The organism is Martelella endophytica, from assembly GCF_000960975.1.
Classification (GTDB): Bacteria; Pseudomonadota; Alphaproteobacteria; order Rhizobiales; family Rhizobiaceae; genus Martelella; species Martelella endophytica.
In genome coordinates, this window is record NZ_CP010803.1 from 938,869 (window position 1) to 956,420 (window position 17,552).

Consider the following 17,552-nt stretch of genomic DNA (forward strand, 5'->3'; position numbering starts at 1 on the left):
TCGCGACGGGACTGTCAGTGGATCATTGTCCGGATGCTGGAGAGAAAACGTCGGGTTCTCTCGTCTTCCGGCGCATCGAAGAACTGATCCGGGGCGGCGGTTTCGACAATCCCGCCGGCTTCCATATAGACGACGCGATCGGCGACCTGGCGGGCGAAGCCCATTTCATGGGTGACGACCACCATGGTCATGCCGTCATCGGCGAGCTCCACCATCACGTCGAGCACTTCCCGAATCATCTCCGGATCGAGCGCCGATGTCGGTTCATCGAACAGCATGATCCGCGGCCGCATGCAGAGCGCCCGCGCGATGGCGACCCTTTGCTTTTGCCCGCCTGAAAGCTGCCCGGGGAATTTCGGCGCCTGATCGAGAATCCGAACGCGCTTCAGGAAGGTTTCCGCCGCTGTCTCCGCTTCCGCGCGCGGCGTGCGCCGCGACAGGATCTGCGGCAGAACGCAGTTTTCGAGAACAGTCAGATGCGGAAACAGGTTGAAATGCTGGAACACCATGCCCGCGTCGCGCCGGACCGCATCGAGATTGCGCAGATCGTCGCCAAGCTCGACGCCGTTGACAACAATCCGGCCCGCCTGATGCTCCTCGAGCCGGTTGATGCAGCGGATCAGCGTCGACTTGCCAGAGCCCGACGGGCCACAGACCACAACCTTCTCACCGGGCGCAACCGTCATTGACACCCTCTTGAGCACGTGAAAATCGCCATAGAATTTGTCGATGTTATCGATTTCGATCGCAGGTTTCATCCGTGTGTCCTTGCGGCTACGCCCCATTCGAGATGGCGCGAATAGATGGATATGGAAAAGCAGATGATGAAGTAGATCGCGGCGACGAACAGATAGGCCTCGGTCGAAGGCGCCGGCCATGCTGGGTCGGTGCTGGCGCTGCGCGCCGCGCTCAGCATGTCGAACACGCCGACGATCAGCACCAGCGAGGTGTTCTTGATCATCACGATGGCGGTGTTGGTCAGCGGCGGGATCACGTTCTGGATCGCCTGCGGCAAAACTATGTGCCAGATCATTTTCCAGTAGGGAATGCCGAGCGCCTCGGCGGCCTCGATCTGCCCGTCATCCAGCCCCTGAAGGCCGCCGCGAATGACCTCCGCCAGATAGGCGGCGGCGAAGATCGTCAGCGCGGCAAGCGTCCGCCCCAGCTTGTCGACGGTCCATTCCGGCGGCAGGAGCAAAGGCAGCAGGATCGCCGCCACGAACAGCAGGCCGACCAGCGGAAGACCGCGCACCAGTTCGATCACGAAAATGCTGATCGCGCGGGCAACGGGCAATTTCCCCCGCCGCCCCAGCGCAAGCAGCACGGCGAGCGGAAACGCAAGCCCGAGCGAAAGCGTCGCCAGAAGCAGCGTCACCGGCAGGCCGCCCCATTTCGACGTCGGCACGTAGTCGAGGCCCAGCACGCCGCCGCCCATCAGCACCAGCATGGCGGCAATCGCGACGGCCCAGACCAGCAAGAGCCGAGCATTCCATAATCTCGGCGACAGCGAAACCAGAACCATGGCGACGATCAGCACGATGACGATGGTGGCCCGCCATTGTTCTGATGGCGGATAGAGGCCGAACAGGATCAGCCGCGCCTTGGCCCCGATAAAGGTCCAGCACGCCCCGCCGCCCTGGCATGCGGCCGGGCCGCCCACCCAGTGGGCATCGAGAACGGCCCAGTTGAAGGCCGGGATGAGGCCGACGATGATCAGGACGGCCAGAACCGTGAGGAATGCCGACAGCAGGTCGCCGAACAACAGCTTCAGAAGCGGCTTGCGCTTGGCCTTGGGCGGTTTCTGCGGTGCATCAGCGATCTTGAAAGATATATCTGTCATCATCGCACCACCAGCGCAACGCGCGCGTTGTACCAGTTCATGAAAGCGGAAACAGAGAGCGAAATACTGAGGAAGACGGCCAGCATGATCAGGATGCTCTCGATGGCCTGGCCGGTCTGATTGATCACGGTGTTGACCACGAGGCCGAGTTCGGGATAGCCGACCGCCACGGCAAGCGTCGTGTTCTTCACGGTCGAGAGATATTGCGACGTCATCGGCGGCACAATGATCCTGAGCGCCTGCGGCAGGATGATACGGAACATGATGTGGCGTTCGCTGAGCCCCAGCGCCCTGCCGCCTTCCCACTGGCCCTTTTCGACGGCGTCGATGCCGCCGCGGATGATTTCGCCGATAAAGGCCGACGTGTAGATCGTCAGGCCGGTGATGATCGAGGCGAATTCGGGCGACAGCACCATGCCGCCCCTGAAATTGAGCCCCTTCAGGGCCGGAGCCTCAAGACCGACCGGATGGCCGAGCATGCCGGAGAGCCCGACAACGACTGCCACCCAGAGGCAGACAGAGAGGCCGACGCTCGCGGCTTTTACCGACAGGCGCTTTCCGGCGGAAAGCTTGAAGCCGGCGACGATTGCAATGACCAGCAGGATCGCCGCAACGATCAACAGCATGCTGGCGCCCGGGCCGAGCGTCAGGGCCGGCGCATAGACGCCTCGAATGGACAGGAACACGCCGGGCAGCGGATTGAGCGCCTCGCGCGGTACCGGAAACAGAGAGGTGGCGATCGCATACCAGAAGAGAAGCTGGACGATCAGCGGAACGTTGCGCAGCACCGTGACATAGGTACCGGCAAAGCGCGACAGCAGCGGATGGGCGGAGCGGCGCGAGAGCCCGACCACCAGCCCGAGCAGCGTTGCAAACAGGATCGACAGGAACGACAGCCACAGCGTATTGGCGAGACCGACGACATAGGCCCAGAAGAAGCTGTCCGATGCATCGTAGCGGAGGATGCTTTCGGAAATCGGAAAGCGCGCCGGCCGCCAGAGATAGTCGAAACCGGTGCGGATGCCGCGTTCGGTCAGGTTCTCATGCGTATTGCCCGCAAGCCACCAGACGAACAGGACCAGACCGCCCAGAAGGGCGATCTGCATGGCCCAGGAACGGGCTCGTTGTGAATACCAGAGCGACAGCATGACCGGCTTTACTGAAAGGCCAGCGGGAACATCAGCCCGCCGTCGTTGAACAGCGCGTTATAGCCTCGCTCCAGCTTCAGCGGGCTGTCCATGCCGACATTGCGATCGTAGACCTCGGCGTAATTGCCGACGGATTTCACGATACGATAGGCGAAATCGTCGCTGAGGCCGAGTGCCGCGCCATTGCCCGGATCCGTGCCGAGGAAGCGGCGGATGCGCGGGTCGTCGCTGTCGAGATAGTCGTCGATATTCTCGCTGGTAAGCCCGAATGCCTCGGCGGCGATCATCGCCTGGATCGACCATGTCACGATATCGAGCCACTGGTCGTCACCATGACGGACGGCAGGCGTCAGCGCGTCCATATAGGGCGTTGCCGGGAAGATCACGTAATCATCCGGATTGTCGGCCATCGTCGCGCGCACGGAGGCGAGCGCACCGGCATCGGTGATCAGCGCATCGCAACGGCCGGAGAAGAAGGCCTGGCGGCCGGCGGTGGTGTTGTCGAAGACAACGGGCTGAAGATCGAGATCGTTCTTGGTCGAGACGTCGTTGACGACAACCTCGGTGGTCGAGCCGGTCTGCACGCAAACGGATGCGCCCGCCATGTCCTCGACGCTGGTGATGCCGAGCGATTTCGGCATCATGAAGCCGGTGAATTCATAGTAATTCGGCGTCGTGAAATTGATGCCGTTGGCGTCGCGCTGCAGCGTCCAGGTGAGCGTGCGCGGCAGCATGTCGATCTCGCCGGTCTGAAGGGCCGGAATGCGCTGCTGGCCCGAAAGCGGCACGAAATCGACCGCATCCTTGTCATCGAGCACGGCCACGGCGACGGCCCGGCAGGTTTCCACGTCGAGGCCACGCCAGTAGCCATTGTCATCCGGCGCGCCGAAGCCGGGCGTGCCCTGGCTGGAGCCGCAGATCAGCCGCCCCCGCTCCTTCACGGTGTCAAGCGTCGAGGTCGATTGCGCAAATGCCGGCGTGGCGAATGCGGCGATCACCGCCATCGCGGTCAATGTGGTCTTGCAGGTCATGTTCCCGTCTCCTTGTTGGATTTTATATGCTGCATGTGACTTCTCAGCCACCGAGCGCAGTGAAGAAGCCGTCGAGGTCTTCCCTGAGATCGGAGGGATCTTCCACGCCGATATTGACGCGCAGAATGATGCGGTCCTTGTGGGGATGCGGCATTTGCCGCGATGTCTTGACGCTCATCGGCGCAATCAGGCTGCGGGTGCCGCCCCAGGAGGCGCCGATCGCGAAATAGCGCAGGCCATTGAGCGCGGCATCGAGGCGCGCTTCATGCGCGGCCGGCAGAACGACCGAAAACAGGCCGCTGGCGCCGGCGAAATCGCGTTTCCAGATGGCATGTCCGGGACTAGAGGCGAGTGCGGGAAACAGCACCGGCCCGACATCACGGCTTTCCAGCTCCACCGCGATCTCGCCGGCCACGCGCCCGACGTGGGCGAGGCGCACCGCCATGGTTTCCATCCCGCGCAGCACCAGTTGCACCGCGTCGGGCGAAACGCCGAAGCCCAGCATACGCATCGTGTCGCGCAAGGCCTTGCGCAGATCCAGATCGTTGACGCTGACCGAGCCCATCAGCAGGTCCGAGTGGCCGCCCGGATATTTGGTCAGCGCCTGCATCGAGAAGTCGACACCATGGTCGAGCGGCTTGAACAGCAGCGGCGTCGCCCAGGTATTGTCGATGCCGGTCAGGATGCCGCGCCTTTTCGCAATCGCGGTGACGGCCGGCACGTCCTCGATTTCCATGGTTGTGGAACCGGGCGATTCCATCCAGATCAGCCTTGTGTTGTCGCGCACAACGTCCTCGATGCCAGCACCAATACCCGGCTCGAACACCGACCATGCGATGCCACGCGGCTCCAGGAAATTGCGGCAAAGGCCAATGACCGGGGGATAGGCGTTGTCGGCGACCAGAACATGGTCGCCGGGCTTCAGGCACGAGAGCATCACGACCGCGATCGCGGCCTGGCCGGACGGCAGGATGACCGTCTTCAGGCCGTTTTCGAGTGCTGTAAGCTGCGCCTCCAGCACGCGCTGCGTCGGCGTGCCGTGCAGGCCGTAGGAATAGCCGTCGAGATCCCGTTGCGACCGGGTGGCATAGGCTTCGGCGTCCGGAAAGACGATGGTCGAGGCCCGGTGGGTCGGAACGCCGAGGGCGGCATAGCCTTCTTCGCCGATCTTCGGGTGATGAACGCTCTTGGTTGCGTCGCGCATGTGAACTCCTGAAATAACGATGCCATCGTTGCCTTTTGTTGGCAGCAGGAATACTGATCAGGGCACATAGTTCTATGCGGAAACCTTATAGGCATGAATTTTCGCCAGCTCGAAGCCTTCAATGCCGTGATGATCTCGGGCTCGACCGTCCGGGCCGCCGAGCTGATGGGCGTCACCCAGCCGGCCGTGTCGCGTCTGATCGCCGAGCTGGAAGCGGCGGTGCGGTTTCCGCTGTTCGACCGGGTGCGCGGTCGGCTGATCGCGACTCCCGAGGGGACACTGTTCTTCCGGGAGGTCGAGGTCAGCTTCAAGGGACTGGACCGGCTGCAGGCCACCGCAGCCAGCATACGGGATTATGGGGCCGGCACGCTAAAGATCGCCTCGCTGGCGGCTGCCGGCGCTATTCTGGTGCCCGCGGCCATCCGCGCCTTCCGGAGGCAGAATCAGGGCGTGAGGATCACCTTCCAGATCACCTGGTCGTCGGCGATCCGGAACGGCATCACTGACGGGCAATACGATCTGGGGCTCGCAGCAGACGAGATCGATCGATCGGGCATCGACAGCCAGTTGTTCGGCAGCTTTCCGGGCCTCGTCGCCATGCCGAAATCCCATCCGCTGACCCTTCACAAAGCAATCACACCCGATCTGATCGCGGAATGGCCGCTGATCGGGCTCAGCCCGGAGGACCGGGCGAGGCAGCGCTTCGACGAGACAATGAAGCAAGCCGGGCAAGAGCCGAAATATGTGATCGAGACCCCGAACGCCGCCACCATCTGCGCGCTGGCGCAGGAGGGAGATGCCGTGGGTCTGGTCAACCCGCTGGTTATCGGCGACACGGAAAGCCGTGCGATCGCGCTCCGCCCCTTCACGCCCGAGGTGATGTTCCGCGTCTACCTTCTCTTTCCCGCCGACATCCAGAAGTCCGCCCTCGTGCGCGGTTTCACGGCCGAACTTTTCCGGCTGCGAAACAGGTACGAGCTGCCGACGGCGTAGGAAAGCGGAAAGCAGACTGCTGGGCGGCCGCTGTGCTCCAGCTACACGGTTCATTCTGATGGGCTGCTTCAGGTCTTGATGGGATACGAACCATCGACGCCTTCGTTCAGCTTCTCCATCAGCGGCATCATTTCTTTATCCCGCCCATTCGTGAACTGACGAGTTCCAGAGCGATCGGTCTCAAAGGGAGGAGCGGTTTCCTTGCCGAGAGCGCGATTTTGATCCCGGTCGCGTTGGCCGCGGATCCGCACATCAACCGGCCGGCCACTCCATCACCCGCCAAAGACCCTGAGATACCTAGCCGGCGAGGTACCGAGCGCCTTCCTGAACATCGTGATGAAGGCCGACACCGATTCGTAGCCGAGATCGCCCGAGACCTGCTGAACCGTCGCGCCGGCGGAAAGACTGCGGATGGCGATGATCAGCTGCAATTGCTGGCGCCAGCGACCGAAGGTCAGACCAGTCTCCCGCTGGACGAGCCGGGCGAGCGAATTCTCGCTCATGGCCACGCGGGCCGCCCATTGCGCGACCGTGCTGCGATCGCCCGGATCATTCGCCAGCGCCGACGCGATACGGTTGAGCCGTGGCTCGTCCGTCAGCGGCAGGTGCAGATGCTCTACCGACATCCGCGAGAGCGCCGACAACAGCAATGTCGTCATGGTGTCGGCCTCGGCCTTTGCAACATCGGTCTGATCCGCCATCTCGATAATCAATTCCCGGACAAGCGGCGAAAGCGACAGCGTGCAGCATCGATCGGGAAGATCGGCCGCGCCCGGCTCGACAAACAAGAAGAACAGGCGGGCATTGGCCGTCGCGACATTGCTGTGGGTCATTCCGCCCGGCACCCAGATACCGCAGTGCGGCGGCACCATCCACATCCCGCTCGGAACACGGCAGGTGACGCCGCCCCTCAGCGCCATGACGAGTTGCCCCTTGCGATGGTGATGTTCAGGCGCTTCCCGTTCGTTTTCTGACACATCGATCCTGATGGCACTCGCCCGCGCCGTTGACCTGTCAAGGTCATTATCGCTGCGCGCCCAGGAAAGCGCCATCGGTGTTTGGTTGAATTTCGCTATCATCTTGATGAATGTCTAAATTCATCAATCGCAATTGTCGATACCATTTCCCGGAAGATATGAATTTCGGAGATGACAATGGACATTCGTCAATATCGTCAGCACACGGAAACAAACGCATCCGATGAAGCCGCACCACGTCAACGAGCGTTGCGGAAGCTGGCCGGCCTTTTCCGCGCCAAAATCCGTTCGTGGTTCACGCCACCCGCCTATGACGGGCCGATCATTTCATGTTCGGACCCGGAGGAGGCCTATCGGCAGGCCTGCCTTTCCGCGCCGCCATTCTGCTATGTTTCTCCGGCGCTTTACGGCCTCGGCCCAACAGCCGGTGAAGGAAAGGATGCGCATCCGGCGACACAACCGGGCGATGAAGCATGAGCGGCCGATCAGTCGTCACCACCGCGAATGTCGTCTTCTCCCTCAAGACATTCCTGGCGGCCATGCTGGCCTATTTCATTGCGATCCGGTTTGGTCTGCCGCGCCCCTTCTGGGCGGTGGCGACCGTTTATATCGTCGCGCATCCGATCTCTGGCGCGATCGTGTCGAAATCGGTCTATCGGCTCATCGGAACCATGATCGGGGGCGTCGCAACGCTTGTCATGGTTCCCAATCTTGTCCAGGCGCCGATCCTGCTGTCCTCAGCCATCATTGCCTGGGTCTCTGCCTGCACCTTCGTCAGCCTTCTGGACCGCACACCGCGCAGCTACGTGCCTCTGCTCGCCGGCTACACGGTGCTTCTTGCGGGATTGCCTCTGGTCACGGCGCCAGCCGACACGTTCGAAACCGTCGTATCACGCATCGAGGAGATTGGTCTGGGGATTATCTGCGCCTCGCTTGTAAGCCAGCTCATCCTCCCGGTTCATGTCGGTACCGTGCTGATGGGCCGGATCGACGGATGGGTGGCGAATGCGCACAGGCTGTTGTCCGAGACGGCGGCCGGCGCGGCAGATAAAAGACAGAAAAGGACTGAGCGGCACGGACTGGCGGCGGAAGCCGCGGATATCAGATCATTTGCGACCCATCTCCAATATGATGGTTCCCGATATCGGCCCGCCGTATCGCTGGTCCGGTTGTTGCAGCACCGCATGATTACGCTTCTGCCCTTGTTGGGCGAACTGGACGATTTGCGAACGGCACTGACAAGGCTGAACGCGCCCGCAGCGGGAAAGGCTTTGTCATTGATCGCCGAGGCCGGTCAACTTTCTCCAAGATCCGCAGAAGCACGCGATGCCGAGATCAACGCGCTCGTGCGCCCCGATGCAAACCGGTCTTGGGAAACACTTGTCCTCGCCAATGTCTCCCGAACGCTTAAGGACATTCTGCGTGTCTCGGATGAATGCGATGCACTGCGGGAAGCCATCGACGAGGAGAATGCGGCGAGAACGGCGCACCGTTTCTCAGATTTCGACGGGATACCGGCCTATCATCGCGACCTCGGCATGGCTTTTCTGTCCGCTTTTGCTGTCGCGACCTGCCTCGCCACATCGATCAGCTTCTGGATTGCGAGCGGCTGGTCCGACGGCATGACATTCGCTCAGATATCGGGCGTCCTGTGCTGCCTGCTTGCCACCATGGACAATCCGATACCCGCCATGCGCAAGTTTGTCGACGTGACCATCGGCGCGGTGATCGCAGCCTTCATCTATGGCTTCGCGGTCCTTCCGATGATCGATGGCTTTGTGCCGCTCGTTGCCGCGCTGGGCCTGTTCCTGATCCCGGCGGGCCTATGTCTCGCCGTACCGTCGCTGGCCATCGTCGGCATGGGGCTTTGCATCAATTTCCCCCTTCTTCTGGCGCTGCAGGCCAAACAGAGTGCGGATTTCCTCACCTTCGCCAACACGGGGGTTGCCACCATACTCGCGATGATCTGGACGATCATCGTCTGTGGGCTCACACGCTCCGTGCGGGCGGAAACGAATGCCAGAAGGCTGTTTGCCGTCACCCGGAAACATGTCGCCAGGATTGCAGCCGGTCGACATGCCGACGGCCATATGACGCAGCATAAGGTTCTCGATGTCACCGGGCTGTTTGCCTCAAGGGCGGGGAGCCTGCCGCCAAGCTCCGAAGCCTCAAACCCAGATATGATCCGGGTTCTGAGAGCGGGACTTCATCTGACGGCCATGCAGGATCTCCTGGACGACGTCTCGCCCGCTCTGCGTATCAGGGCGAATACCCTCTTCAATGCCGCGAAGAGCCTCTACCGCCGAAAGCCAACAAAACAGTCTGACGCTTTGGAAGCGGCGCTCACGCTTCTGGACGACCTCATCCTCTCTGCTCAGGGCGGGCATATTTCGGAAATAGAGCGGGAATTTCTGGTGCGCGCCGCAGCCCTGCGTCTTTGCCTCGCGCCGGAGGGCGAGCCTTCAGCTTCAATGCCCCACCCGGAAAGGAGAATGGTTGCTTGACCGGACAGATCGACCTTTGCGGTGTTTTCATCCCGTCGCTCGCCGCGCTCGCGCTTGCCGCGTACATCGTCTTCCGCGCCCTTGTCTCCGTTCTGGTCAAGGTCGGCTTCTATCGCATGGTATGGCATCGCGCCCTGTTCGACGGCGCCCTTTACCTCATGCTTTTCGGCTTCGTTTCAATCGCATTAGACTGGTTTCAAACATGAACAAGATCACGATCCTGTCGGGGCGCGCCCTGTTGACGCTTGCCATGGTCGGCTGCGCCGCAGTCCTTTCCTGGCACCTCTGGTCCTTCCATATGGAGGCGCCATGGACGCGCGATGCGCATGTTCGCGCCGATATCGTTCGGCTGACGCCGGATGTCTCCGGGCCCGTCACAGCGGTGCTGGTGACCGACAATGCCAAGGTGCAGAAAGGGGATGCACTGTTTCGCATTGAAACGGACCGCTTCGAGATCGCACTGAGGGAAGCCGAAGCGCAAGTGGAGAGCACCAGGGCGGCGGCGGTGCTGGCCAGGACAGATTTCGAGCGCTATCAGCGCCTCGCGTCCAAGGAAGCCGTGAGCCTCAAGCAGATGCAGCAGGCAAAAAGTCAGATGCAACAGGCAGACGCCGCCCTTCAATCGGCGTTAGCCGCCCGTGATCTTGCAGCTCTGAATCTTGAACGGACGACCGTGAAGGCCCCGGCTGCCGGAACGGTGACGAATTTCTCACTGCGCGCTGGAAACTACGTTTCAGCCGGCAATTCGGTCGGCGTACTCCTCGAAAGACAGGCGATCTACGTCGCGGGCTATTTCGAGGAGACAAAGCTTGCCCGAATCCACATCGATGATCGCGTCAGGATCGACATCATGGGAGAACCGGAACCGGTCTTCGGACATGTGGCGAGCATTGCCGCCGGTATCGAGGACCGGGAGCGAAGCGACACCGCCGGCTCGCTCGCAAGCGTTGCACCCACATTCTCATGGGTCCGTCTGGCCCAGCGCGTTCCGGTCAGGATCGCGATCGACGACAGTCCGGGGACGGGCCACCTCACCGTGGGTCGGAGCGCCACTGTAACCGTTGAAGAAAAGGGCAAATCGGATGCAAAGTCGCGCCAGAGCAACTCCGGCTGATGCGGATGCCGGTTCACCGTCTGGAATTGCTTACAAGATAGCGCGATTCAGCGCCGTGGCGGATTTTCCGCCGCGGCCTTTTCGCCTCGGTGGGCCTCATCAACCAGCCAGTCCACGAAACCGCCGACGATGCCACCGCTGTCTGCCTGGCGGGGGATGACCGCGACATAACCGGTCCTTGGTACCCGGATCTCCGGCAGCGGCGTCATCAGACGATGGCTGGTGATATCGATGTCGAGCATGGGAAGGGGACCGATCCCGATGCCAAGCCCGTCTTCCACTGCCTGGCGCGCGACGAAGAAGTGGTCGAATGTCTGACGCGGAAGGCCGGTCAGATGCTGAAGCCCTGCCTTTTCCAGCCAGTTCGTCCAGTCGCCGGGGCGGGTTTCGCTGGCAAGCAGCGTATGCCCCTCGATGTCTGCCGGCTTCAGGATCGGACGGCTTTCGAACAGGGCCGGGCTCATGATCAGCGTATCCACATCCTCCAGTACCGGCACGACATCATGCTGCGGCCAGACATCGTCACGCACGACACCGCGCCGGATGGAGAGATCGACGCCGCCGCGCAAATCCTCCTGAACGCAGGACACGGTGGTGACGACGACCTCGACCTGCGGGTGATCGGCGTGGTAGCGCGAAAGCCGGGGAATGAGCCAGCGCATCGCTAGGCTGGTCGGGGCGCTGACCCGCAGAATACGCCGCGCGCCTGGACGACCGCAGGCTTCTGCCGCGACCGACAGCCTGTCGAACGACAGGCCGACCTCCGCGGCGAAGATCTTGGCCGTCGGCGTCGCGACCATGCGCCGCCCCTCCTTCACAAATAGCCTCTGCCCCAACCAGCCCTCCAGCACGGCGATCTGACGGCTGACCGCACCATGGGTAAGCCCGAGTTCAGCGCCGGCCTCGGCGTAGCTCCCGGTCCGGGCAGCAACTTCGAATATCCGCAGGGCATTCAGAGGTGGAAGGTGACGCATTCTGTATCCGTGAGAAAATGGAACGGCATCCGTGATCAAATGCAGTCTAGTCCACGAAATCTCACGCGTATAGCTTGAAGAGAGAATATCGCCGGCTGCGGCAGGAGAACAAGAAGACAGAAGAAAAGAAGGACATGAGCCACAACAGACGATGGAATACGGAAAAACGCAGCCTTGCCGGCGCCTGTCTCGTCCACGCGCTGCATGATGGATACACGGATGCGCTCTATGCTTTCATGCCGGTTTGGCAGGCACAGTTCGGGCTTTCCTATGCGGCGCTTGCAGCCATCCGCGCCCTTTACTACGCAACCATGGGCGGATTGCAAATGCCCGCCAATCACCGCCTGCGCGGCTGGACGCCGCGCGCAGCGCTGATCCTTTCGACAGCAATTGCCGCAATTGGCCTCATCTTCATGTCGCTACCATTCGGTCTGACCGGACTTTGCGTCGGTCTGATGGTAGCAGGCATCGGATCGAGCATACAGCATCCCTGCGCCTCCGTGCTGGTCAGCGAAAGCTTCGGAACGGCCACGCGCCGCCCGCTCGGGATATATAATTTCTCCGGCGACCTTGGCAAAGCCGCCTTACCGGCGCTTGTCGCGTTGCTATTGCCGGTCATGAGCTGGAGACCCGTGCTCGGGTTGATGGCGGCGCTCGGCCTCGCCCTGATCTTCGCCCTGATGCGTTTACTTCCCGCCATTCCTGCAACCACATACAAGGAGAAACGGCCTAAGCCCGGTTCCCGGCGCGATGGCTTCCGTCTTCTGACAGTCATTGGCGGCTTCGATACCGCAACCCGAATGGGGTATCTGCTGTTTCTTCCCTTCCTCGTCGAGGGCCGCGGCGGCAGCCTGCCAACGGTCGGCATCGCGCTTGCCCTGGTGTTTATCGGAGGCGCATTCGGCAAGGCCATTTTCGGCGACCTCGGCGAACGGCTAGGCGTTGTCAGAACGGTGATGATTGCCGAGGCCACGACAGCATCGTTGATCGTGGCGACACTTTTCACCTCGCTCCCCCTGATGCTCATGCTCTTGCCACTGCTCGGGCTTGTACTCAACGGCACCTCGTCGGTCCTCTATGGCACCGTGCCCGAATTGTCGGATGGCGATACCGGTCGGGCTTTCGCGATATTCTATACAAGCGTTATCGGGTCGGGCGGCATCGCTCCGATCCTCTACGGCGCAATCGCCGATAATAGCAGCCGCACACTTGGTATCGTGGCCACCGCCGCCACCGCCGCCCTGATCCTGCCGCTGGTCCTGGCCTTGGGGCCGCATCTGACAAATCCTGCGGCAACGGTCGCTGAACCACGCAAATCCAGTCACCAGGCCCTGCGCCGCCGATCTGAGCCGCGCGCTACGCCAAATCCAGAGAAAAGATAGACCCATGAAGGCAGTTTCCGAGTCCCCCGTGATCGTGATAACCGGAGGAAGCCGCGGGGTCGGTGCGGCGACCGCGCGGCTCGCTGCCGCAAGAGGCTATGATGTCGTGCTCACCTTCGTCGCCAATGAAGCGGCGGCACATGCGGTTTCGGCCGACGTGGAAGCCGCTGGCCAGCGCGCGCTGGCGGTTCGGGCAGACAGCGCCGATCCCGGTGAGATCGAGCAGTTGTTTGCGGCCATCGACCAGACGTTCGGCCGCATCGATGTGCTGGTGAACAATGCCGGGATCATTGCGCAGCAATCCCGGCTCGAAGGGATCGGGTTTCAGCGGATGCAACGCATCTTCGCGGTCAATGCAATCGGTCCGATGCTCTGTGCGCAACAGGCGGCGAAGCGAATGTCCACCCGAAACGGCGGATCGGGCGGTGTGGTGATCAACATCTCCTCGGCCTCGGCGCGGCTCGGCAGTCCGAACGAATATGTCGACTACGCCGCCTCCAAGGGCGCGCTCGAAACCTTCACCACGGGCTTTTCCAAGGAAGTGGCGCGGGAAGGCATCCGCGTCTGCTGCATTCGCCCCGGCCATATCTATACGGACATGCACGCCAGCGGCGGTGAACCGGGGCGGGTGGACCGAGTACGCGACACGATCCCCATGGGCAGAGGCGGCCAGCCGGAAGAGGTCGCCCGCGCGATCCTCTGGCTTGCAAGCGAGGAAGCCTCCTTCGTGACCGGCACATTCCTTGACGTGACCGGCGGCAAGTAGGCGGCAATGCCCTCGGCGGGGTGGCGCTCTGGCCTGTCCGGCAACACTGTCGTTGACAGGACGTGTGGCGGAGGCGTATTTCAAAACCGCCTGAAAAGACAGCAATGCAGGTATGGTGATAACCTGCGGTCTCCTTCGAGACAGTCACGCTTGAGCGGTGCGCCGCTCTTGGCCATGGCCGGATGCGGCAGGGTTTTCCTGCCTGTGATCGGTCGTGGTTGCCTTGGCCTTCCCTTCCCGATCCGTGTCCGCGTTTTCAACAAGAGGACATGTGGAAATGACGATATTGGTGATTGGCGGAACCGGGCTGGTCGGTTCCCGCGTGGTGCAGGCGCTCAGCCGCCGCGATCTCTCCGTCAGGGCGACAAGCCGGAAGGCCGCCGCCTTCCCCGCTGGCATTGAGGGCGCAATTGTCGACCTTGCCGATCCGGCAACGCTGCGCGATGCGCTTAACGGCGTCACCGCGGTGTTCGCCTATACCGAGCCGGAGACGGCGCCGGTTCTGGCCGAAGAGCTGAGCCGCGCGGGCGTCCGCCGACTCGTGCTGCTGTCGTCGGAAGACGCGCTCCATGAGAGCGAGAGAAGCTTCAACAGCCGCCGCCATCGCGAGCCGGAGCGCACCATCGAACAATCCGGCCTCGAATGGACGTTTCTGCGACCCACGGCCTTTGCCTCGAATGCGCTGTTCTGGAAGGAGCAGATCCGCCACACCGCAACCGTTCGCTCCCCCTACCCCGAGGCAGCACAGGCGCTGATCGATCCGCTCGATATCGCGGAATGCGCGGCGGTGGCTTTCAACTCGGAGGCGCTGATCGGTGAGGCGCCGGTCCTGACCGGCCCGGAAAGCCTGAGGCAGCGGCGCCAGGTGGAGATCATCGCCGAAGTGATCGGCAAGCCGGTTGCGTTCCAGCCGCTCGGCGTTAACGAGGCGCGCGCAATGTTTAGCCGGTTCATGCCATCCGAATTCGTAGAACTGAAGCTTGCCGTGCTTGCGGCGGCTGAGGCGCGACCCGGCATGCCCACGAATAGCGTCTTCGAGATCACCGGACGGCCGCCGAGGCGTTTCTGCCAGTGGGCGGAGGACAATGTCGACGCGTTCCGGTAACGCCGACGGCTCGCGACTTGCGCCAGATCAGGGGCGGAGATAAGACTCAAATAGGCATCTAGGGCGGCATCGCGATGCAATCGGGAAGCCGCCACGCAAAGAACTAATGGAGGGCGATTTGGCGGGTGAACGACGGCGGGGTGAAGCGCTCGATCAGGCTCTGCTGGATGCGGCCTGGGAAGAACTGAGGACGCATGGTTACGCGCACCTGACAATGGAGGCCGTGGCGGAGCGCGCCGGCACCAGCCGCCCGGTGATCGCCCGCCGCTGGGACGGCAAGGCCCCGCTGGCGGTTGCCGCCATTCGCCGGCAGATGGAGGCATTTCCTGTCGACGTGCCCGACCAGGGCGATGTGAGAACGCAACTGCTTGCCTATCTGGCGCGCGCCTCCGACCGTGCGGAAGGCATCGCGGCAGCCTTCTCTCTGTTTACCAGCGAGTATTTCTCGGAGGTCGGTTCAAGCCCAGAAAGCCTGCACAGCGCGCTGATCCGCGGCGAGGCGGAAACCGAAACGCAGATCCTGAAACGCGCCGTTGCCCGCGGCGAGGTGGAGGGCCGCAAGCTGGTCCCGCCCGTCTCCACCCTGCTTGGAGACCTGTTCCGTCATCATGTCATCATGAACTTTTCCGCGCCGCCCATAGCCCTCAGGGAAGCCTGGGTTGACAGCATATTTCTTCCGCTGGTCCGGCCTGACTGACGGATTTGCGGCCCGTGAAGCGGCGCCGCGCCCTCTCCTCTTTGCCGCCCCTTGAGATTTCAATCTCCAGACCGCGTTTCAACGATCCTGTTCGAGACGATGCGCGGATAGTGCGCCGCCCCAAGCCGGCCCGCTCCTGGCGCCGCCTGCGCCTGAACTCGCCAACTTTAAATAAGATACATAAATGCATCTTGACGAGCGCTTGTGCGATGATTAGATGCAATTATGTATCTAATTGGCCTCGATGCTCGCCGACCTGACCCGCAAGCCTCGAACCATGACGCCAAGCGGATGCCATCGGGCGTCGCCTTTCAAGGCGGACGTGACCAAGCAACAGATGACGAGATGACACAGGAGTTACAGATGACCGAGCAGATGAGTTTCCTGAAGAACGGCCGCCACGAGCGCCTCGAGAGCTATCGGGAAAAATACAAGGACTTCATGGCGCTCGAGCGTGAGGACGGCATTCTCGAGTGCAGACTGCATCACGAGGATGGGCCGGCCGTCCATGGCTGGGAGGCGCACCATGCCTGGCGCGAGGTCTGGATCGACATCGGGCGCGACCCGGAAAACGAGGTACTGATCGTCACCGGAACCGGCGATCGCTGGCAGATCGGCAATCCCGAAGTCTGGAAGACGCCATTTCGTGAGTGGGATCGCGAGGAACAGCTTGCGCTTTACCACGACAGTTCGCGGCTGATCGAAAACATGGTCTTCAACATCGATATTCCGACGATCGGCATCGTCAACGGACCGGGCACGCATTGCGAGCTCGCAACGCTATGCGACATCACGCTCTGCACCGAGGATGCCGACTTCTTCGACCCGCATTTTCTCGGCGGCACCCCGCCCGGCGACGGCATGGCGCTGACGCTGCAGCGGACCATCGGGCCGAAGCGGGCGGCCTATTACGCCTATACCGGCAAGAAAATCGATGGCCACACCGCCGTGGAACTGGGGCTGGCGAATGAATGCCTGCCGCGCGAGGACCTGCTGCCGCGCGCCCGGGAGATCGCCCGGATGATGATGGAGCGCTCCAAGATGACCCGCCACCTCACCCACGCGATCCTGTCGCGCCCCTGGCGGCAGGCCGTGGTGGAGGACATGGGCTTCCACCTCATGCACCAGTCCTATGAGATGACCACCAATCGCGAGGGCGCGCTGGCAAACCTCATGAAGAACGCACACCGTTTCCGGGATCGGTGATGGCCGGGACAACCGAAGCGGCTGTTTTCGCGAGAGAGCAGCCGCTTAGATGTGTTTCAGCATGACCGCTGTGACGGAAAGTCCAGTTGGCGGGCGACCGCTTCGGGTCCTAAACGGAGGCCTGACGGGCGGTGCCCCTGCTCCCGGAAGCGACAACCTTCCGGCGCTCGATGAGCCTGGTCTCGATATGCTTCAGCGTTGCGTTCACGGCTTCAAGCTGACGGTCATCTTCGATCAGTCCCGCGAGGTCGCGGCTCCAGACCTCCTGCATCCGTTTGAAGTTGGCCTTGGCCCGATCGGTGAGGTAAAGCCTCTTACCCCGCGCATCGCGCTCATCCGCGTCCTGCCGCAGCAGGCCTTTTTCGGTTAATCCGCGAAGAACGCGGCTGAAGTTGCTCGGGGGCAGAAGGGCAGCCTCGGCGGCTTCGCGCGCGGACGTGCCGGGGTTTTGCAGAACATGGCGCATCACCAGGATTTCGACCGGCGTGCACGGCCCCGGCTCGAGGCCGTCCGGAACGGACAAGTGACGTCCGACGGCGTGAATCAGGTCTGCGAGCGTGTAGAGCTTGCGCGCGGTGTCGTCGTTCATGGTTGCCACTTTACCTATTATG

The 17,552-nt window shown here is 62.2% G+C and carries 18 protein-coding genes; 10 read left to right on the forward strand and 8 right to left on the reverse strand.

Annotated features, from left to right (window positions below):
- Window positions 1-14: 14 nt before the first annotated feature.
- From TM49_RS04315 to TM49_RS04335, 5 genes are read right to left on the reverse strand one after another with little or no spacing between them, the layout of a single operon-like run.
- Entirely contained in the window at window positions 15-758 is a 744-nt protein-coding gene (locus tag TM49_RS04315) for an amino acid ABC transporter ATP-binding protein (protein ID WP_045679685.1), read from the reverse strand.
- Window positions 755-1,840, reverse strand: coding sequence for an amino acid ABC transporter permease (locus TM49_RS04320; protein WP_045684759.1), 1,086 nt, complete (start codon window positions 1,838-1,840; stop codon window positions 755-757). Before TM49_RS04320 ends, TM49_RS04315 begins: the two co-directional genes overlap by 4 nt.
- Window positions 1,840-2,946: an amino acid ABC transporter permease gene (locus TM49_RS04325; protein ID WP_052699711.1), complete on the reverse strand. Its 1,107-nt coding sequence runs from the start codon at window positions 2,944-2,946 to the stop codon at window positions 1,840-1,842. The genes TM49_RS04320 and TM49_RS04325 overlap by 1 nt, the downstream gene beginning before the upstream one ends.
- Window positions 2,947-2,996: 50 nt before the next feature.
- Window positions 2,997-4,019 carry an amino acid ABC transporter substrate-binding protein gene (locus tag TM49_RS04330; protein ID WP_052699712.1) on the reverse strand — a complete coding sequence of 341 codons (1,023 nt, stop codon included), beginning with the start codon at window positions 4,017-4,019 and terminating at the stop codon, window positions 2,997-2,999.
- A 43-nt stretch (window positions 4,020-4,062) separates the two neighbouring features.
- Window positions 4,063-5,223 carry a trans-sulfuration enzyme family protein gene (locus TM49_RS04335; RefSeq protein ID WP_045679687.1) on the reverse strand — a complete coding sequence of 387 codons (1,161 nt, stop codon included), beginning with the start codon at window positions 5,221-5,223 and terminating at the stop codon, window positions 4,063-4,065.
- Between the two features lie 93 nt (window positions 5,224-5,316).
- Here TM49_RS04335 and TM49_RS04340 point away from each other — a divergent pair, with 93 nt between their 5' ends.
- Window positions 5,317-6,216, forward strand: a complete 900-nt coding sequence (locus tag TM49_RS04340) for a LysR substrate-binding domain-containing protein (protein ID WP_045679688.1) — start codon at window positions 5,317-5,319, stop codon at window positions 6,214-6,216.
- 272 nt (window positions 6,217-6,488) lie between these two features.
- Here the strand turns inward: TM49_RS04340 and TM49_RS04350 are convergent, their stop codons facing one another.
- On the reverse strand, window positions 6,489-7,295 hold the full coding sequence (locus TM49_RS04350) for an AraC family transcriptional regulator (RefSeq protein WP_045679690.1): 807 nt from the start codon (window positions 7,293-7,295) through the stop codon (window positions 6,489-6,491).
- Between the two features lie 75 nt (window positions 7,296-7,370).
- On the opposite strand from TM49_RS04350, the gene TM49_RS04355 reads away from it, so the two are divergent.
- The 4 genes from TM49_RS04355 to TM49_RS04370 are packed head-to-tail and all read left to right on the forward strand — an operon-like array spanning window position 7,371 to window position 10,811.
- On the forward strand, window positions 7,371-7,670 hold the full coding sequence (locus tag TM49_RS04355; protein WP_144409472.1) for a hypothetical protein: 300 nt from the start codon (window positions 7,371-7,373) through the stop codon (window positions 7,668-7,670).
- Window positions 7,667-9,697: an FUSC family protein gene (locus TM49_RS04360; RefSeq protein ID WP_045679692.1), complete on the forward strand. Its 2,031-nt coding sequence runs from the start codon at window positions 7,667-7,669 to the stop codon at window positions 9,695-9,697. Before TM49_RS04355 ends, TM49_RS04360 begins: the two co-directional genes overlap by 4 nt.
- Window positions 9,694-9,903, forward strand: coding sequence for a DUF1656 domain-containing protein (locus TM49_RS04365; RefSeq protein WP_045679693.1), 210 nt, complete (start codon window positions 9,694-9,696; stop codon window positions 9,901-9,903). Before TM49_RS04360 ends, TM49_RS04365 begins: the two co-directional genes overlap by 4 nt.
- On the forward strand, window positions 9,900-10,811 hold the full coding sequence (locus tag TM49_RS04370) for an efflux RND transporter periplasmic adaptor subunit (protein ID WP_045679694.1): 912 nt from the start codon (window positions 9,900-9,902) through the stop codon (window positions 10,809-10,811). The genes TM49_RS04365 and TM49_RS04370 overlap by 4 nt, the downstream gene beginning before the upstream one ends.
- Before the next feature lie 47 nt (window positions 10,812-10,858).
- Here TM49_RS04370 and TM49_RS04375 read toward each other — a convergent pair whose 3' ends face one another.
- Window positions 10,859-11,785, reverse strand: coding sequence for a LysR substrate-binding domain-containing protein (locus tag TM49_RS04375; RefSeq protein ID WP_045679695.1), 927 nt, complete (start codon window positions 11,783-11,785; stop codon window positions 10,859-10,861).
- Between the two features lie 134 nt (window positions 11,786-11,919).
- Here TM49_RS04375 and TM49_RS04380 point away from each other — a divergent pair, with 134 nt between their 5' ends.
- The 5 genes from TM49_RS04380 to TM49_RS04400 all read left to right on the forward strand — a co-directional run bounded on the left by TM49_RS04380 (window position 11,920) and on the right by TM49_RS04400 (window position 16,941).
- Window positions 11,920-13,167, forward strand: coding sequence for an MFS transporter (locus TM49_RS04380; RefSeq protein ID WP_045684761.1), 1,248 nt, complete (start codon window positions 11,920-11,922; stop codon window positions 13,165-13,167).
- Between the two features lie 4 nt (window positions 13,168-13,171).
- Window positions 13,172-13,933 carry an SDR family oxidoreductase gene (locus tag TM49_RS04385; RefSeq protein ID WP_045679696.1) on the forward strand — a complete coding sequence of 254 codons (762 nt, stop codon included), beginning with the start codon at window positions 13,172-13,174 and terminating at the stop codon, window positions 13,931-13,933.
- 277 nt (window positions 13,934-14,210) lie between these two features.
- The gene (locus TM49_RS04390; RefSeq protein ID WP_045679697.1) at window positions 14,211-15,038 is read left to right on the forward strand and encodes an NAD(P)H-binding protein; all 828 of its coding nucleotides are present in this window, start codon (window positions 14,211-14,213) and stop codon (window positions 15,036-15,038) included.
- Between the two features lie 118 nt (window positions 15,039-15,156).
- Entirely contained in the window at window positions 15,157-15,735 is a 579-nt protein-coding gene (locus TM49_RS04395; RefSeq protein ID WP_201777029.1) for a TetR/AcrR family transcriptional regulator, read from the forward strand.
- Between the two features lie 363 nt (window positions 15,736-16,098).
- A complete protein-coding gene (locus TM49_RS04400) occupies window positions 16,099-16,941 on the forward strand; it encodes an enoyl-CoA hydratase/isomerase family protein (protein ID WP_144409473.1) in 843 nt (280 codons plus the stop codon).
- A gap of 109 nt (window positions 16,942-17,050) precedes the next feature.
- Here the strand turns inward: TM49_RS04400 and TM49_RS04405 are convergent, their stop codons facing one another.
- The gene (locus TM49_RS04405) at window positions 17,051-17,530 is read right to left on the reverse strand and encodes a MarR family winged helix-turn-helix transcriptional regulator (RefSeq protein ID WP_045679699.1); all 480 of its coding nucleotides are present in this window, start codon (window positions 17,528-17,530) and stop codon (window positions 17,051-17,053) included.
- Between the last annotated feature and the right edge of the window lie 22 nt (window positions 17,531-17,552).

Coding starts and splice junctions, on each gene's coding strand:
- TM49_RS04350 (WP_045679690.1), bottom strand. CDS start 7,295: ATGATAGCGAAATTCAACCAAACACCGATGGCGCTTTCCTGGGCGCGC.
- TM49_RS04325 (WP_052699711.1), bottom strand. CDS start 2,946: ATGCAGATCGCCCTTCTGGGCGGTCTGGTCCTGTTCGTCTGGTGGCTT.
- TM49_RS04355 (WP_144409472.1), top strand. CDS start 7,371: ATGGACATTCGTCAATATCGTCAGCACACGGAAACAAACGCATCCGAT.
- TM49_RS04390 (WP_045679697.1), top strand. CDS start 14,211: ATGACGATATTGGTGATTGGCGGAACCGGGCTGGTCGGTTCCCGCGTG.
- TM49_RS04380 (WP_045684761.1), top strand. CDS start 11,920: ATGAGCCACAACAGACGATGGAATACGGAAAAACGCAGCCTTGCCGGC.
- TM49_RS04370 (WP_045679694.1), top strand. CDS start 9,900: ATGAACAAGATCACGATCCTGTCGGGGCGCGCCCTGTTGACGCTTGCC.
- TM49_RS04315 (WP_045679685.1), bottom strand. CDS start 758: ATGAAACCTGCGATCGAAATCGATAACATCGACAAATTCTATGGCGAT.
- TM49_RS04335 (WP_045679687.1), bottom strand. CDS start 5,223: ATGCGCGACGCAACCAAGAGCGTTCATCACCCGAAGATCGGCGAAGAA.
- TM49_RS04375 (WP_045679695.1), bottom strand. CDS start 11,785: ATGCGTCACCTTCCACCTCTGAATGCCCTGCGGATATTCGAAGTTGCT.
- TM49_RS04385 (WP_045679696.1), top strand. CDS start 13,172: ATGAAGGCAGTTTCCGAGTCCCCCGTGATCGTGATAACCGGAGGAAGC.
- TM49_RS04330 (WP_052699712.1), bottom strand. CDS start 4,019: ATGACCTGCAAGACCACATTGACCGCGATGGCGGTGATCGCCGCATTC.
- TM49_RS04340 (WP_045679688.1), top strand. CDS start 5,317: ATGAATTTTCGCCAGCTCGAAGCCTTCAATGCCGTGATGATCTCGGGC.
- TM49_RS04400 (WP_144409473.1), top strand. CDS start 16,099: ATGACCGAGCAGATGAGTTTCCTGAAGAACGGCCGCCACGAGCGCCTC.
- TM49_RS04320 (WP_045684759.1), bottom strand. CDS start 1,840: ATGACAGATATATCTTTCAAGATCGCTGATGCACCGCAGAAACCGCCC.
- TM49_RS04360 (WP_045679692.1), top strand. CDS start 7,667: ATGAGCGGCCGATCAGTCGTCACCACCGCGAATGTCGTCTTCTCCCTC.
- TM49_RS04405 (WP_045679699.1), bottom strand. CDS start 17,530: ATGAACGACGACACCGCGCGCAAGCTCTACACGCTCGCAGACCTGATT.